Annotated in this window: 15 protein-coding genes and 1 pseudogene; 2 read left to right on the forward strand and 14 right to left on the reverse strand. The window is 58.0% G+C overall.

Annotation, left to right across the window (positions count from 1 at the left end):
- Nucleotides 1-483, forward strand: a 483-nt coding sequence (locus X750_RS0134185; RefSeq protein WP_031243847.1) for a TCP-1/cpn60 chaperonin family protein, incomplete at its 5' end; no start/stop codon positions are given.
- A gap of 842 nt (nt 484-1,325) precedes the next feature.
- On the opposite strand, the pseudogene X750_RS1000000165515 reads toward X750_RS0134185, so the two are convergent.
- The 14 genes and pseudogenes from X750_RS1000000165515 to X750_RS134505 all read right to left on the reverse strand — a co-directional run.
- Nucleotides 1,326-1,484: pseudogene (locus X750_RS1000000165515) on the reverse strand (ATP-binding protein); the annotation flags it as partial.
- A 171-nt stretch (nt 1,485-1,655) separates the two neighbouring features.
- Nucleotides 1,656-2,192, reverse strand: coding sequence for a DDE-type integrase/transposase/recombinase (locus X750_RS00245; RefSeq protein WP_198021032.1), 537 nt, complete (start codon nt 2,190-2,192; stop codon nt 1,656-1,658).
- 306 nt (nt 2,193-2,498) lie between these two features.
- The gene (locus tag X750_RS134550; protein WP_023679590.1) at nt 2,499-3,185 is read right to left on the reverse strand and encodes a response regulator transcription factor; all 687 of its coding nucleotides are present in this window, start codon (nt 3,183-3,185) and stop codon (nt 2,499-2,501) included.
- A gap of 717 nt (nt 3,186-3,902) precedes the next feature.
- Nucleotides 3,903-4,943, reverse strand: coding sequence for a P-type DNA transfer ATPase VirB11 (gene virB11 / locus X750_RS134545; RefSeq protein ID WP_023749035.1), 1,041 nt, complete (start codon nt 4,941-4,943; stop codon nt 3,903-3,905).
- On the reverse strand, nt 4,927-6,066 hold the full coding sequence (gene virB10 / locus X750_RS0134190) for a type IV secretion system protein VirB10 (protein WP_031243849.1): 1,140 nt from the start codon (nt 6,064-6,066) through the stop codon (nt 4,927-4,929). Before virB10 ends, virB11 begins: the two co-directional genes overlap by 17 nt.
- Complete coding sequence (locus X750_RS134540; protein ID WP_023679588.1) at nt 6,059-6,943, reverse strand: TrbG/VirB9 family P-type conjugative transfer protein; 885 nt, start codon at nt 6,941-6,943, stop codon at nt 6,059-6,061. Before X750_RS134540 ends, virB10 begins: the two co-directional genes overlap by 8 nt.
- Nucleotides 6,940-7,653, reverse strand: a complete 714-nt coding sequence (locus tag X750_RS134535; protein WP_023685154.1) for a type IV secretion system protein VirB8 — start codon at nt 7,651-7,653, stop codon at nt 6,940-6,942. The genes X750_RS134540 and X750_RS134535 overlap by 4 nt, the downstream gene beginning before the upstream one ends.
- Nucleotides 7,650-7,808, reverse strand: coding sequence for a type IV secretion system lipoprotein VirB7 (locus tag X750_RS1000000165520; RefSeq protein ID WP_081731114.1), 159 nt, complete (start codon nt 7,806-7,808; stop codon nt 7,650-7,652). Before X750_RS1000000165520 ends, X750_RS134535 begins: the two co-directional genes overlap by 4 nt.
- Before the next feature lie 27 nt (nt 7,809-7,835).
- Entirely contained in the window at nt 7,836-8,723 is an 888-nt protein-coding gene (locus tag X750_RS134530; RefSeq protein WP_023673703.1) for a type IV secretion system protein, read from the reverse strand.
- Between the two features lie 58 nt (nt 8,724-8,781).
- Nucleotides 8,782-9,465, reverse strand: coding sequence for a type VI secretion protein (locus X750_RS134525; protein WP_023749037.1), 684 nt, complete (start codon nt 9,463-9,465; stop codon nt 8,782-8,784).
- A gap of 13 nt (nt 9,466-9,478) precedes the next feature.
- Nucleotides 9,479-11,848, reverse strand: a complete 2,370-nt coding sequence (locus tag X750_RS134520; RefSeq protein ID WP_023685155.1) for a VirB4 family type IV secretion/conjugal transfer ATPase — start codon at nt 11,846-11,848, stop codon at nt 9,479-9,481.
- On the reverse strand, nt 11,848-12,174 hold the full coding sequence (locus X750_RS134515; RefSeq protein WP_023673706.1) for a type IV secretion system protein VirB3: 327 nt from the start codon (nt 12,172-12,174) through the stop codon (nt 11,848-11,850). The genes X750_RS134520 and X750_RS134515 overlap by 1 nt, the downstream gene beginning before the upstream one ends.
- Nucleotides 12,174-12,479 carry a pilin major subunit VirB2 gene (gene virB2, locus X750_RS134510; RefSeq protein ID WP_023673707.1) on the reverse strand — a complete coding sequence of 102 codons (306 nt, stop codon included), beginning with the start codon at nt 12,477-12,479 and terminating at the stop codon, nt 12,174-12,176. Before virB2 ends, X750_RS134515 begins: the two co-directional genes overlap by 1 nt.
- Before the next feature lie 74 nt (nt 12,480-12,553).
- Nucleotides 12,554-13,339: a type IV secretion system lytic transglycosylase VirB1 gene (locus X750_RS134505; protein ID WP_023708088.1), complete on the reverse strand. Its 786-nt coding sequence runs from the start codon at nt 13,337-13,339 to the stop codon at nt 12,554-12,556.
- A 1,365-nt stretch (nt 13,340-14,704) separates the two neighbouring features.
- Between X750_RS134505 and X750_RS134495 the strand changes: the two genes are divergently transcribed.
- The gene (locus X750_RS134495; protein WP_023685159.1) at nt 14,705-15,430 is read left to right on the forward strand and encodes a response regulator; all 726 of its coding nucleotides are present in this window, start codon (nt 14,705-14,707) and stop codon (nt 15,428-15,430) included.
- Nucleotides 15,431-15,511: the final 81 nt, after the last annotated feature.

The raw sequence follows: 15,511 nt of genomic DNA on the forward strand, positions 1-15,511 counted from the left end.
GACGCCCTCAACGCGACCCGCGCGGCCGTGGAAGAAGGCATCGTTGCAGGCGGCGGCGTCGCACTGCTGCGCGCTTCGGCCAACATCAAGGTCACCGGCGTCAATGCCGACCAGGCTGCCGGCATCAACATCGTTCGTCGTGCACTGCAGGCTCCGGCCCGTCAGATCGCTTCGAACGCAGGTGCGGAAGCTTCGATCGTTGCCGGCAAGATCCTCGACAACAAGGGCGCGACCTACGGCTACAACGCCCAGACCGGCGAATATGGCGACATGATCGCCATGGGTATCGTCGATCCGGTCAAGGTCGTTCGCACTGCCCTCCAGGACGCGGCCTCGGTCGCCGGCCTGCTCGTCACCACCGAAGCCATGATCGCGGAGGCTCCGAAGAAGGAGTCAGCTGGCGGCGGCATGCCTGGCGGCATGGGCGGCGGCGGTATGGGCGGCATGGGCGGCATGGGCGGGATGGGCGGTATGGATTTTTAATCCAGCCCCTATCAACTTACAGCGGACAGGGCGGCAGCAATGCCGCCCTTTCCTTGTGTGCCGAACATGATCGAAACCTTGGAGTGCGTCCCGAGGATCTCGTTCGAGCCTCACCGCATGTCGAGAATTAGGATCTTGTCTGATCGAGCAATTCGCTGGCTCAACCTGGTCAAACCGGCGCCCCCTACGAACTGCCCGATCCTTGAGGATTCCGCTGCGCGACAATCACGATGATTCATTCAGTTGGTAGCTATAGGCGGTGAATCATGAGGGGCATTGAGGAGCGTGGCAAGGCGCCCATCTCGGCATTTAACTCCATCGAGCGTGATATCAGGGACAATTCTCTCATCGGAACCGGCGGCTGGCGTTGAAGGACCCGGTGAATCATCCTGATCTATAGTGGAGCAGACGCGCTCTGAGCCTCAAGAGCGTTTCCTCCTCTGAGTATCCTTGATCTGCCGCTGGACATTCTCGTTGATATTGCTGAGCGGCTCAGCCCGATGGATCTGCTGAGGATTTCGCACACAAATCAAGAGCTGCGTGTCGCCGCGATGATAGTCGCAACGCCTCAAGAAAGGCGGATTCAGGTTCAGGCCATCTGTGGCAGCCCTTGCACCGGGCTCCAGCAACGTCTCGTCGTCGTGGCCGAGGGGCCTCGTGACCCCGACGACTGCGCTTCGGCCTTGTGGGGCCTCGGAGCGGGCGTGGCAGCGCTTGCACCCGAGCTCCAGCGGCGTCTCATCCTCCTCGCCGAAGACCATTGCCCTGGAGGGCCTCGGAGCAGGCGTGGGTGGCGGACATAGCAGCCTGTCCCATACCAATGAATACGTTTGGCTGAAGCAGACCGATGGCTGCGCGTCGAAGCCGAAGCCGTCGAGTTCGCGGACAAACGGGAACTGCGCGATCTTGCTCGACATGAGCGTGTCGAGCTGGTCGCGGATCGCCGTCAACTTCAGCCGATCCAGGATTGCGATCAGCAGGTCATGATCTAGGGTCGTCATCACCAGCTCCCTCCGGCCACCGCTCCGTACTCGGCGAGTGGCCGCAGCAAGGTGGCCGGGGGTGATCTTGATCCGCTCGGCGCGCACCGGCCCTTCGAAGCCGGCAACGCCGACAAAAGGCTCTGTCGCAAACCTGGAAATGGGGTGTGAACGGCCATTTCGGCCTGTCCGTCAGGCAGCGAGGAGATCGAAACAGCGATCGACAGACTTGTAGGCATACCTCGCCTGTCGCTTGCCCATCATGTGGATCATCTCGATGCCGGAGAGGATAACCACGTCGTTCGCATGCGACTTGAAGCCGAGCATGGATCGAATGCGGCTTGATACGCCGGTGATCCTGTTCGATCCGATTGTTGAGATGCCGGCTATTGCGGAGCGGATCGGCTTCAGCGGTCGCCGCGATCGCTGCCGCAGCCGGCTTTCAGCGTCGCAGGAAAGGATTGCTTCGTAATTGGTCTGGCTGCCGTCGATGACGATGCGCTCCGGCCGGCCATGGCGCGTCAGCGCCTTGCGGAGGAAGCGTTGGGCCGCCACCTGGTTACGGTTTTCGCTAAAGAAGAACTCGACCGTATCGCGGAGGATGTCGATAGCGCGGTAGATATACCGCCGCGGACCTTGATGTACGTCTCGTTTGCTGCCGACCACACGCTTGCGCCGGTTGAAGCGCTCCAGCAGCTGCGGCGAGAAGTGGGCGACCCAGCGATGCACAGTGGAGTGGTCGACCTCCAACGCGTTCGGCCATCATCTCTCCCAGATCGCGCAGGCTCAGAGTGTAGGCCAGGTACCAGCGCACGCACAGCAGGATCACCGACTGGTCGAAATGGCGGCCCTTGAACATCACGTGCTCCTCCACAGCTGAGGCGTTTTTCTTGCCATGCTCGCTTACAAAAAGGTTTGCGACAGAGCCGTTCGAACCGCATGCCGACACCATCGTCAAGGGCGGCCGCGGTGTCCATTATGGCCACAAGCTCAACCTGACGACGGCAGGCAGTCTGTTCTTTCAATTTAGACCAACTATGCGGATGCCGCCTCAGTCAATTCAAGAATGTAACCAATGCCGCGCATGGTCGTGATACGTGGCGTTGCACCTGACCTACTCAGGTGTCCACGTAAGCGATAGATTCCGACTTCAAGCGCGTTGGCAGATACCTCGTCGTTGAACGAATAGAGGTGATCTTCCAACTGCGCACGAGGCACGATGCGGCCTGCACGGATAAGCAGATGCTCTAAAATACATAGTTCGCGGCGTGCGATCTTCAGAGGATGACCCGAGACGGAAACCTGTCGGCCGATCGGATCGAAATTGAGATTGCCAAATACAACGATGGGGTCGGTCACCTGTGTCGACCGGCGCAGAATGGCTCTCATTCTGGCGATGAGCTCATCGAAAGAGACGGGCTTGAGCAGAAAGTCGTCCGCGCCACCGTTGAAAATTGCAATCCGCTTCTCGAGATCGTTGATGCTACTCATAATGAGGGTTGGAACTGAATGCCCGTTGCTCCTTAGCTGTCTCAGCCAGCCCAAGCCATCGCCATCTGGCAGAGCCAACTCCAGCAGGAGAATTTCATAGGTTGCGCAACAAAATGCCCTCGAAGCCTGTTCCAGGTTGCCAACTACATCAACGGCAAAACCGCTATCCCCGAGCGCAACTCGCACAGCGCGCGTAAGATCCACATGATGATCAATGAGCAGCGTTCGCATTTCACGTCCTATCAAGGTCGGACAGGTCACCGTCCGCTGTAAGACCGGGGCGACAGCGGAAGTCGCGCAACTCTTCGTAGTGTTCGTAACGCTCTTTCCGATGGGTGATCGCGGGAGCATGCAAGCCGCACGCCTGCAATAGTCGGGGATGGAACACGTGAAGACCTGTTGACGGGCTGAAACCGTCGGTCGGCGGGCCCACAATGCCACCGACTCTGCCTGCGATTTCTCTGCGCATCGATCCTCCTATGGGTTGCGTCGCAACATCCAGCTGAGGTCGCAAGGGCAGGTTGCGGCTTTGTTCATTGAGAGGACCCCTGGAGGCAATACCAGGAGGATTCCCTATATGGCACTTCCCGATTTGCCACCGGTCATTCCGAACCACGTTCGGCGGCTTTGAAGACACTCATTGAGCGCGGCTAGGTAAATCAAGGGTACGACCTGCCGGGTGTCGATGCCGCTTTTGAAGCAGGCATCGGCACCAGCTCGGTGAGCGTCGCCCGCGCAATTCAGCGGACGCGCTCGATACGCGCAGTCGAATCGTGCCGCAACTTGCCGCGCCGACAGGACGCCCGAAGAGTTCAGACTTGTGACCGAAGGTCTACGCCCAGTCCTCCTCCCATTATCCACCTCCCTCAAATCAAAGTGGACGTTCAATCTGAACAAATTACGCCATCGTATCACAAACGACTTACCGATCCCCGACGTGCTCTAGCCTTAGTGCTTGTTAAGAAGGTCGGCTACTGTCTCTCCGCGTCGCCGGGCATCGGCGGCGAGCCACACCTCCCCCACCTCATACACTTCGCCGTGGGTACTGAACGGCACAATGACGTCAATGGCAGCCGACAGCAGGTCAAGAAGCGTGTGGTCTTCCACAGCAGCTCCTTGCGGGCTGCTCTTGACGAGTGAAAAGAGCTTTTTAAAGCCTTGGACCGGATCCGCCCCATGAATCGTTGATATTGATCCCGCATGGCCGGAGACGACTTCGCTAAGGTAGGCCCAAGCAGCATCATCGCGCATCTCGCCAAGCAATATTCGATCAGGGCGCATGCGCAAGCTGGCTTGCAACAGTTGCTCGGCTGTCACCGCACCTACGCTTGCTCGGTCCTTCGGATAGAGTAACCGGACATGGTTCTCGTGCGGGATTGCAAGTTCGAGCGTGTCCTCGATACTTATCAGCCTCTCTTGCGGGGGTATAGCGTTGATCAAAGTCTTGCTCATTGTCGTTTTGCCGCTTCCAGTAGGTCCGCAAAGCAGCATCGTGAGCCGCCCGCAAACGCATGCCCGCAAAAATTGCTCCAAGTCACCATGGTCGTAGTGCTGAAGAATCGTTTCGTCCTGCCGCTCTTGGCGCTCCTTTCGTGACCGCCATTGATTCCAACGCGAGTATTCGTAGCGAGAAGAAACTTCCTTGAGTTCGGTCACACGACTTGAGGGACGCCGTATCGTCAGGCTTATTGTTCCTGAGGGAACAGCGGGCGGCAAACAGATCTGCAGCCGCTCTCCGTTCGGCAGCTCAGTCGCACAGAGGGGGCTTTGCGGTCCGACATCTTGCTTGCGCAGCGCTCCAGCGAGGATCGCGATGTCCTCCAGATCGTCATAAGATAGCGGCAGCGGATGTTTCGTGAAAATGCCGGCCTGTCGGACAAAGGCTTCCCCAGGCCGGTTGATAGCGACCTCTTCGGTCCTTGGCTCCTCAAGCCATTTCAAAACAGGGTTGAGAAGCAAACGCAATTGAGGGTCAGCCTCCGGTCGCATTGTTGTCTCTCCGGCGTTGGCGATGTTGGGGGGCTGGCGCCACGGCGATCGGTCTAAGATCGTATACATCTGAGAAATCGAGGTCCCGAGCCACAAAGATGGATACAGCATCTCCCTGGTTTTTCTTCAGAGTTGGCGGAACGTTGATCGTTGCTCTAAGGGTCGTGTCAACGGCTTGTCCGGCGTTGCTCTGGAAGCTGTTGATGCCGCTTCCTCCACCTGAGCTGCCAGCGTATTGACCGGCGGCCTGAAACGCGCCTTGAATGACGCTCATGAGCATTGCTCCGCCAAAGCGCTGCCAGAAGTGATTATCCACCGTGCCAGGCATTCCGGAGCGGCCGAGCTCGTCAGCGCCCGGCGACGCTAGCGAAACGAGGGCATGGTCAGGCGTTTCGATGCGCGTCCACAGCACGAAGACACGCGCATCCCCCTGTTGGAGACCACGCTGGATCTCGCCAATCACGGTCGTCCCGCGATCCAAAAGCACCACGTTGTTGGTGGCGCCGCGGACGTCTTTAGGTAAGACGCACTTCACATAACCCGGTAAATTTGTGTCGACTGCCGTTTGCAAAATGCAGGGAATTATCGTTCCTTGGGTAATCACGAGATCAGGGTGCGTCAAAAGTGTGGCCCGGCTTGGCTCCTGTATATCTGGTTTCAATCGCCCCGTCAGATCGCCAGCGTCTGAAATCTCATGCGAGGTCGCGGGAGCATCCCTATGGTTGTCTTCGCTCCGCTGACCGTCGTTGGGCATTTGACCGCTGCCACTGTAGGCGAAAATTGGTGTTTCCTCCGGCGGCGGATCAGCTGGCGCCGAAGGCGGCGTGGATGGCGCAGAATCTCCTGCCTGCGCCGCCTGTACGGGTGCTGGAGCTTCGGGAGCAATCTCAATCGGCACGGGGCGGAATGGCTCGGCGTCGGCGACAATTGGAGGTTTTGGCTGAGTTGGCTCGTCTTGTGTGCTGGGACGACCGCCGAGCCAGATGAGCGATAGAGATGAGATGAGAACAAGAGCAGCGACGGCCAACTTCTGCAATCCCGAAACATGCCGGCGGGCCGGCTCCGAGACCATCGATCCTGAGGCATGGACATCATGTCCCGACTGTGGGCCGGTTTCATTCATCGGCCGGGCCTTTCAAAACGCGCCACACGTCGGGTGTCACTGTACCGGTCCCTGGCGCTCGTCCCACAGGGTCATAAGCCCTGTTGAAAATGGACAAGACCGTATTGCCATCTCTCAGACGCCATTCCCGGGCGACTGCGGATACTTCAACATAGTCTCCTTTGACCGTGTAATTGGCAGCGGCTTCCTTGCCGTCGGGATTGATAATGTAGAGGGAGGGTATGCGGGAATTGCTTGCGAAGCCAAATACGGTGGTAAAGCCATTATCGAAAACTTCCAGCGGCGCCAGCGATCGATCGCCCTTTGCGACGTAGTGAAAATTGCTTTCGTCCGGACTGGTAGTTGCGGCGGGCCGATTCAACAAATCCTGAACTCTCTCGTCGCGCAGCACTTTCGCCCGGGCCTGACCAAGAATCGAGCGCCTTTCTGCGTCCTTTCTCTGAGCAGCAGCCTCATCAGCAGGATAGGTGAACTGCACACTGTAGTATAGGTCAGGTTGCTGCTCATCGAGTTTCGGCATCGCTCTCGTTGAAATACTGAAGACGTATCTCCGTGTACCCGACTCACTCTCGGCCAGCACGATGACCGGCTGCGGCGGGAGCATCCGGCTAGCCTTAAAAAAGAGATAGTTGGCGCGCGGGAGCGCAGCCAGGTCTTTGCTATTGGAAACGGCCACGGCTGCGACTGTCTCGTTGGCCGCGAATGTGACAACCAGCGTTGCCCCCACTGCGGTAGACAGGCGCACCACTTCGTCAGGACGGTAAGCCAGGTAGCGCATGCGCGCATCATGCTTGCCGGCAAGTGGTGTGTCTTCCGCGGACGCTTCCATCGTTAAGAAGAGTGAACAGACCAGCGCGAGAAACGCTCTTTTTGTCATGGCTGCACATAGCCCAGGTTCGATACGCTATCTTCCGAGCTTTGATAGGAAGTGACGAGTAGACCTCCCGGATTGGTGAGCCTCGATTGCCCAGGCAGACCCGTCAAGCGCTCGTAGCGGATGGTAGCTGTCCAGGTGGTCACTATCGGCATCTGCCCATCGACAACAAGCGAACGTTTGTAACGGATCTGTTGAACGTCCGGACTGATGTCGTTTGAAGAAATATGCCCGACCTCGAGCTTGCCGCGTTTGCCGACCGTGACTTGCGGCGAGGTGGGATTCGGATAGTTGAAGAAATCTTGATATTGCTGTCGCACAGCCGGCGCGCTGAAACTGGATACGAGGTCATAGGCGTATTGGGCTGTATCTGCTGTGTACCCCTCGCGCAGGCGTACATATTCCCACAGCGAAGCATTTATGACGGCTCGGTCTTGGGTTGCCGGCAGTCGAGAGACTGACACTTCGCTGTCGACGGTCCCATCCGGCCGGACCCAGAGGAACACAGGTACGAGCTTGGCCAACGGGACCATGGCAGCAATGGTAAATGCCTGGGCAACATTTCCTAGGACCGCCGCTGCGGCAAAGGCTATCAGGGCCTTTGACAGGCGCCGCGCAGACTTCGCTCGTGAAGTTTGAAACGCTTCCACCTTCTTATAGTGGGCGGCTAGCGTTTCTCTCTCCACCAGAAGGGCATGTTCAGGAACTTTCACTTTGGCTCTTCCGCGCATTCGACCTGAAGATCCTCAGGGGTGGTTTCCCATTGTCCCACGTTCAGTTGGAATGGGGCACCCGCGCATGTCGCAAGCCCATGGCTCGTCTTGCAGGCGGCCAAAGCGAGGATTGACAGAAGTAGGCAATATTTCATGTTTTTGGCACCGAGCTTGTCGATTGATTAAGCACCCGCCGTTTTGGCAAAGTGGCGATTGAGGCTGTTAAGAGGTCGGTTCGCACCTCCCCAAGAGCCGCCGGCGATGCTGCTGGCGATCGTCGGAAGCGCGACGATCAGAGCGTCACCAGCTAGGAAAAGCATGTCGAGCTCGTAAAGCCCGATGATCTTGGCTGCTGTCGTGCCCGAGAATTTGATCATCAAAAGCATGGCTGCCAGCGAGACTGCTTCGGCAGCGATTACTATCGTTGCAACGATGTTGAGGAGGAGAAGCAGCAGCCCGTACGAGAGCAGTTGGCCGATCCATCTGGTGGCTATGTCTCGAGTGTGATCAAAAAGGTAGCCTACAAGGACCAGGGGGCCGATCGTCAAGAGCACCTTCGTCAGAATTCCAACGGCATCGTAGATCTCGAACGCTGTCCACAGCGCGCCGTAGAAAATCCATTGCGCTCCCTCGAAAGCAAGTATGTCCTGGCCGTTCATAGGCCCAATTTCGGAAGCAATCAGCTGAAAGACATACTGGCTTGAAGCAAACATGAGATCGAGCTTCTGGGGGATTCCGATGAAGGGCAAGTCGCTGCCACTGATGTCGTGAGCCAACCTCGGAATCGTGTCGTCGAAGAGCGCTTCAATGTACTGCTGATAGTTGGCCTGCCCTAAGATAAGGGCGACGACAATCGACACCATGATTACGCGCGAGATACCCCCGCGCGCATCGACTTGACCACGCATGACCAGACAGCCTTGGATTATTATCCAGAGCGTGACACACGCAACCAGAGGCGCACTGACCGCCGCTTGGACGTTTTCAAGCACTTTGTGCAGCCCGGACGTGAAGGCCCCATGAAAGATCGTGTGTATAGTCGTGAATGGCGCGGGAATTTTGAAATTCATGGCGTGAGCCTGATGTGTCCCTGATCAGCGCAGCTGAGCCTGATGAACTCTGTGTGGTTTACGGGAGGATGCTAAACATATTAGCGGTTTCCTGATGTTCGCGACGCTGCGTGGCGGCCTCCTCCACGGCGTGAAGGCTCCCTTGTGCAGTGGCCATTGTCAGCAGACTCGTGGCCTGGACATTTTGGATCATCGCATCGTGAATCTGCTTGAGGACCAGACCGTTGGTCACGGTGGCCTGCATAATATTTCCCGAGCGGGAAAGCTGACCAAGCGTGCCGGCGTTATCCTTAAGGCGCTTGTCCATCATGCCCAAAGTGTCGGCTGCAATAGCTGCGGCATTGGCGGCCCCGGCGATTTGTCCCTGTAACAGTTTCGCTTCTGAATCGGTGCCGTTGACTATCCGATTTGGGTCCTTCGCAATGTTACGGGCCATAATCGAAGCTGGCGCCCGAGCATCAAACATCTGCTCCTCCAGCTTATTGCTCGACGGGTAGTGATTTCCTTGGTTAAGTGAGCTTAGCAGTCCCGTGACAGCGAATGACGACGTTAGAATTGTCACCATTTCAATCGTGGTAGCGAGCGTCTCGATTGACCTCTCAAGGATCGCCGCATTGGAAAGCGCTGTTAAGGTCGCTTGTGTTTCTGTTACAGGGTCGCTGACGATAAATTGCGAACGGGCCTGTCCGTGAAGCAGAAGGGAAGCAGCAAGGGTCGTTACTGCAAGTTTGGCAAATTTCATGAATATTCCTCCGTCAGTCTTGAACTTCGTGGTACCGGGCCATGAACTTGTCGAGCCACCCACTTGGGGCGTCTCCGTGCTGGTTACGAAGCTGGTCGGCAAAGCGCACTGTGTTGGCCCGCCCCGAGAGTACGGCTACGTACTCGCGCATCTGCCCAAGATCGAATTCGCAAACAATACTCCCGCTATCGCGCTTGAGCAAAAACTTGCGGCTGCCGATTGCCATTCCCTGGCGGATTGCCTCGAACTCCTGCGCAGTGCACTTCAAGCCATCGACATACGCAGAGCGGTCCGCCGTCGGTGATGGGTAGAAAATTTTCGTCATACATTGCGCAACGAGACTAGCTCCGAGAGGCGATTCCAGAACGTGTTCAGGCTGCTGCGTTGCGAGTATCAACATGCCGTTGTTTTTGCGGACCGTGAGCAAGAACTTGTCGATAACGGCCGAGAATTGGGGGTTGAGTAGATAGAATCGAAATTCGTCGCAGCTCATGACGAACCGGCGACCATCGACGATAGCGCCCACTCGATGCAGAAGGTATGCGGCGGCCGGTGCACAGACCTCCTCATATTCCAGGAGCTGCGTCATGTCGAAGCCCGTAATGGAGGCATCCAGCCTTACTTCGTCCACGTCGCCGTCAAAGGCCCATCCAAGCGCCCCCCCTCTACACCACCGCTGCAGCCGTGCTCCTGCGCCCTCGGAGGGGCTGTGCAATAGGAACTCGCGCAGGCCCGCAAGTGAGCGCATAGGGGGTTCGAACGAAAGCTGACGAACAATGCCGCGTTCCAGCCGACGGCTTTCCTCCGGCGAGATCGGTCCACGGCCGTCACTCTCGATCAGGGCCATCAACCACTCGCGCAGAAAGTCCCGGGAGGCGGAGGTGTTGTCCAGTCCACGCAGAGGGGCCAAGCCGCTCGGAGCGCCTCTGCGCAACGCAAGATATGTCCCTCCCGTGGCTCGCACCAGCAGTTCACCACCCCGATCCTTGTCGAAGAAGACGATCGCACCATTGCGATCGACCAAGCTTTGCTCAAGCATCGCGAGGACAAAGGTCATCAGCGTCGTCTTGCCTTTGCCAACGGGCCCGAATATTGCCGTCATGCCGACGTCATTCTCATGGGGGATGTAGTCGAAAGAAGTTCCACCGTTTGTGCGAAAGCGCGCAACAGCATTGCCCCAGTGGCCGGAACTGGAACCGCTTGGGAAGTTCTCAAATGAGACGAGCCCGGCAAAATTGTGTGAGGTGATCGCCCCCGGGCGCGTGCGCCACCTGTTGTTCCCCGGAAGTTGGGACCAATATGCGGCCTCCATGCCGATGCCCTCTTGGACGATAACGGCGCCCGCGTCGGCCAGCCGTGCGCGGGCACTTGCTGCGCGATCTGCAAGGCTATTGAGGCTGTCGGCATAGACGCACAGGCTCAGATGATGCGAACCCATCACGAATTCGTTGCTGGCCAGTGCGTCCTCTGCCTCGGCAAGTTCATTGATCTGGGTGAGAGCCTTGTCGCCGGCACTCGTCATCTGGCTGGACTTAAGGCTTAGTTTGGCATGAGCTTGTGGGCGAGTGAGGAAGGAAAAGCTCTGGCTCAGGACAAGCGGGAAGTTGGCGGACAGCAAGGAATTTAGCATGCCCGGCCGCGTCGTCGCCGGATATTCACGGAACGAAAACAATGATCCGACGGAGCTATCCCCGGGCCTTCGAATCTCAAGCGCCCGCTTCCCGCAGATGACCTGGTCAGTGTAGATCGAGGCGCCAAGTGAGCCGGTAACCATCGGAACCGGAAGAAACCGGCAAGTCATCATGAGCCGAAGCGCCTCGCCGATTTCCGTGAAGAGCACGTTGCCTTTCTCACGAATGCCCAACCGGCGCAGACCGTAACCGCCGAGTGCGCCAGCAGTGATGTGCCAGAGGTCTTCCAGGCTCCGCATTTGGGTGGCTAGATCGTGCTCATTCCGTCTGCGGGACTTGGCAATCCGCAAGCCGATCTTGCCGATTGCGGTGCGGGGGGACACGATCAAAGTGAGGAAGTGATCGTTGCGAAAGAGCTTTCCCGACAGCACACGACGCTCGTAGGCCTCGCTCAGACTGCCAGCGAATGCACTTTGAAACTGGCGCGGCGCCGGCGCCGGCACATCGTTGTGTCTCACAAGATGAGCGTATATCGAGACATTGTCATCGGCGATGTTGCGCAAGAGAGTGTTGAACGCGCGGCAGCGCGAGTTGCGCATCTCAGCGTCTTCCAAATCAAAGGGCACACCGTTCACATGTGCCATGGCCATGATCGATCCGTCTTCCAGAAGGACAACCTGATCGCTTACGTGACCAACATACGGAAGGTAGATCTCGCCAGACCTCTCGGTCCGGCCGCTGGCGCCGAACATTACACCATTCCTCTTCCGCGTTTCGGCACTCTGATCGGATTGGCGCTGACGCTTGCGCCTCCCCAGACCGGCCCGTCCACGCTTCTGCCGGCCGTCTGCAAATAGAGCAGCACGACGCTTGCCGCGTTATAGTCACGCTCAACAACCAGCCGTGCTCCGAACCAGAGTGGCACGAGAACGATTTCGTAGAGCGGGTTCTGAAGGATAATGATAACAAGCCCAGCCAACATCATGAGCAATCCGGCCAGCGTCAGCGGCACCCCCAGAAACAGTGCGGGGCGCGTCGCCGCCACATAGAGGGTGCTCACTTCCAACCGGTCGCTCATCAGCCGCCGCCTATGAGCGCCTTGCCCAGGAAGCTGGCCCCGAACATGATGACGATCCCTCCAACGACACCCGCAACCAGGCCAAGTGAAGCACGACCGAACATCCAAGAGATACCGATGGCTACGAGCCCGAGCACGGCCAGTGATTGTCCAAAGGGGCCAAGTATGAACGTGCAGATATTCTGGACCATCTTGGCAGGATCCGTCCCTCCGGTCACCTGAGCCGCGGCTGGCCCGCTGTAGAAGACCGTCCACGCCGCGCCTGCAGCAGCGGCCGGTACATATTCAGCCGCCATGCGCAGCATGGAAAAAGGCGAAGGAACACGCGTTTTAAGCGCACGAAGTATCTTGAGTGGCGTCATCATTGCATCTCCATGTTTCAATCGAATACGAGTTTGTTCGGGTTCGAGGGTTCCCGTGCTTTCGCAGCCTGGCTGCCTGTCGGATCGGAGGGATCGGCCCCGGAGCGGTCTGGCTGATACGAGCCCCAGATGTCCCAAGAATCTTGGTTGGGCTGCTTCTTTCTATTGGCCTGTTGGCTCTGCTGGAGCAGAGGCGGCACGGCTTTCCGACCGGGTGCCTCAAGGTGCGGCATATCTCGAGCAGTCGGCTCCAGCGTTCTCTCAAGGAGACTTGAGATGTCCTTTGCGGCCGACTCGACCTTGCGTACATAACCGTTGGCGAAGCCATGCGTGACGTCGCCCGTGTTATAGGCCGAGATGGCACGGCGAAGCGCCAGTTGCTGTGCCACAGCAGTGGTGCCGCCGGCATACCGGCTTTCAAGCAGGTGGGCGGCAGCCGAAAGCGAGGCGCAGGGCTCGAAAGCCCTTTCCGGCGTGAGATTGAGCATGGCAAAGTTCTTGCTGTTTATCTGCATCAATCCAACATCGACAGAATGTTGTGCTTCGAGGCGTTCCTTGATGCCCCGCGTGGCTTCCAGGTGGTCTATCCAGCGAAGCTGCTCACCTGTGGTGTTGTCATGAGCCACCAGCGTTTCAAAGCCACTTTCAATCTTGGCAATCGCGGCCAGGGTGGACGGCGCAACCCAGGGGGCGCATTTGCGCGACAGGCTGCGGAACTCACGCGGAGAAAGTGGCGCGGGCTCGGCTGGGAGTGACATGGATGTCATCAGGACGATGGCCAGCGGCCAAGCTGCAATAAACATTCCCTATCACCTACCTTTCCAAGCCGCCGGACGGGTTCTGGCCCTGTCCGGCACGCGCTTATCGGGGAGGTTTGTTACTGTGTGATGTTCAAGTTCAGCTTTTCGGTTTCAATTGAAGCAAAGACCGTGTTCGTATCAGCGTGGGTGAGCATCTTGCGCATGCGTGGGTGGCGCGGGCCCGATCAGCCAGCGACATCGGAGCATCTTGGTACAATGACTCCTGTACAGGATTGCTCGTCCCGGCCGTCCGTTGCTCCTGGAGTGTGGGCCGCGACTTTGGCGTCATGGACGGTACTTCTGTCAGCGCCAAGCCAAGGACAAAATGGGGAGCTTGGCGGGCTTGTTCAGGCTCGGGATCACCGTGGGGAATCGACTAAGGCGATAAAGCGGCCCAACTTTGCCGGTATGCTGCCGGTCCTTAAAGAGCAGCCATGCGCGGCCCTGCATACTCAGATCATTGCTTGAGACGCGAGCTCGTCCGCGAAGCTGGCTCGAAGGCGCAAATCCGCGGCGGCGAGGGTCAACTGGGAAGACGTGGCGGCGCAGCCCATCCTGGTGCGAGCCTCGTTCAGCTGTTCGGCCGCCGCCGCCAAAGGGTGGATCATGCACAGTCCCATCGGCAGATAACCGCACGTCATTACGCAGTCCGACGGCGCAATGGACAAGCATAGTGACACGCTCAAGATGGAGGAGTTGCAGTAACTGAGAAATGTTAGCCCGGACGTTCACCGCAACCGGCGACCTGCCGGTCGCCGAACAGCATTTGAGGCCGCCGGCCACCTTGGACGAAGCCGGCTTGGCAGGAGACACACTATTTTGCACAAGGCCGCTGCAGCGAATCACGGTCTTCTTCCGCCGACCGCCTCTCCGATCAAGCCAAACGCCGCGCTGCTCAACCATGTCCGAGCTGGATCCACGAGCCGGAGGATATCGAGATGATCCAGGTCCGCAAACTCCAGGATGACCAGGATGCAAGGGCATAGCAGGAAACTTGGCATCCATGAGGTCGAACTTGAGTGATATTGGCAGGCCTGCACCAACGGGGGAGCTCGAAGCGAAAAAGCGAAGGACCACACGGCAGGGTCATGTCGGCGCTGGGACCTGTCTGGTGTCCACGGGCTGCCTTGGTGCGGTCAATTCGCTGGGGATGAAAAGAACAGGACGAGCACGGCCTCACATTGGCCGCACGCAACGGCGAGTGGTATCAAGGAGCAGCTGTTCTGGGTCGGTGCCCCAGGGTTGCTCGGCAACAGGTTTAGACAAGGGGATTCAAGATTGAAGGTGTGCCGTTGAAACATGTTCTTGTCATTGACGATGATGCCGCAATGCGGCGCCTCATCGCCGAGTATCTCACNAGGTGTGCCGTTGAAACATGTTCTTGTCATTGACGATGATGCCGCAATGCGGCGCCTCATCGCCGAGTATCTCACGATGCATGCCCTGAAGGTAACCGCAGTCCACGATAGCAAGCAGTTTGACTATGTTCTTTCACGTGAGCCAGTCGATCTCGTGGTTGTTGACCTTAACCTAGGCCGGGAGGATGGACTTGCGATCGTCCGCAATCTGGCGACAAAATCGGATGTTCCTATCATAGTGATCAGCGGCGACCGGCTTGATGAGGCGGAAAAAGTGGTTGCACTGGAGCTCGGCGCAACCGATTTCATTCCCAAGCCTTTCGGGATGCGCGAATTCTTGGCCCGCATTCGAGTAGCGCTACGCCAGCGCATTTCTAGTCCGCGAACCAGAGAGCAGCGCTCATTTCGCTTTGGGGCCTGGAAGCTAAGCGTGAAGCAGCGGCGACTGATCTGTGCGGAGCGCGGCGAGGTCAAGCTTACCGCATGTGAGTTCAATCTCTTGATCGCATTTCTGGAGAACCCCCGCAACGTGCTATCCAGAGAACGGCTTTTGCTCGCGAGCCGTGTGCGTGGAGAAGAGGTGTACGATCGAAGTATCGATGTCCTAATCATGCGCTTGCGCCGAAAGCTGGAGGCTGATGCGGCCAACCCTCGCCTGGTCAAAACATCCCGTGGCGCAGGCTACTTCTTCAACGCTGACGTAGATGTTAGCTACGGAGGCACGTTGGCCGCGTGACAGTGAGCTATGCTGGAGATTGGGGTGACGAGGCTGATCAAGCCTTCCAACAGTACCAGCCTGATCAATTACAGCGAGAGC

Source organism: Mesorhizobium sp. LNJC391B00, assembly GCF_000502535.1.
Taxonomy (GTDB): domain Bacteria; phylum Pseudomonadota; class Alphaproteobacteria; order Rhizobiales; family Rhizobiaceae; genus Mesorhizobium.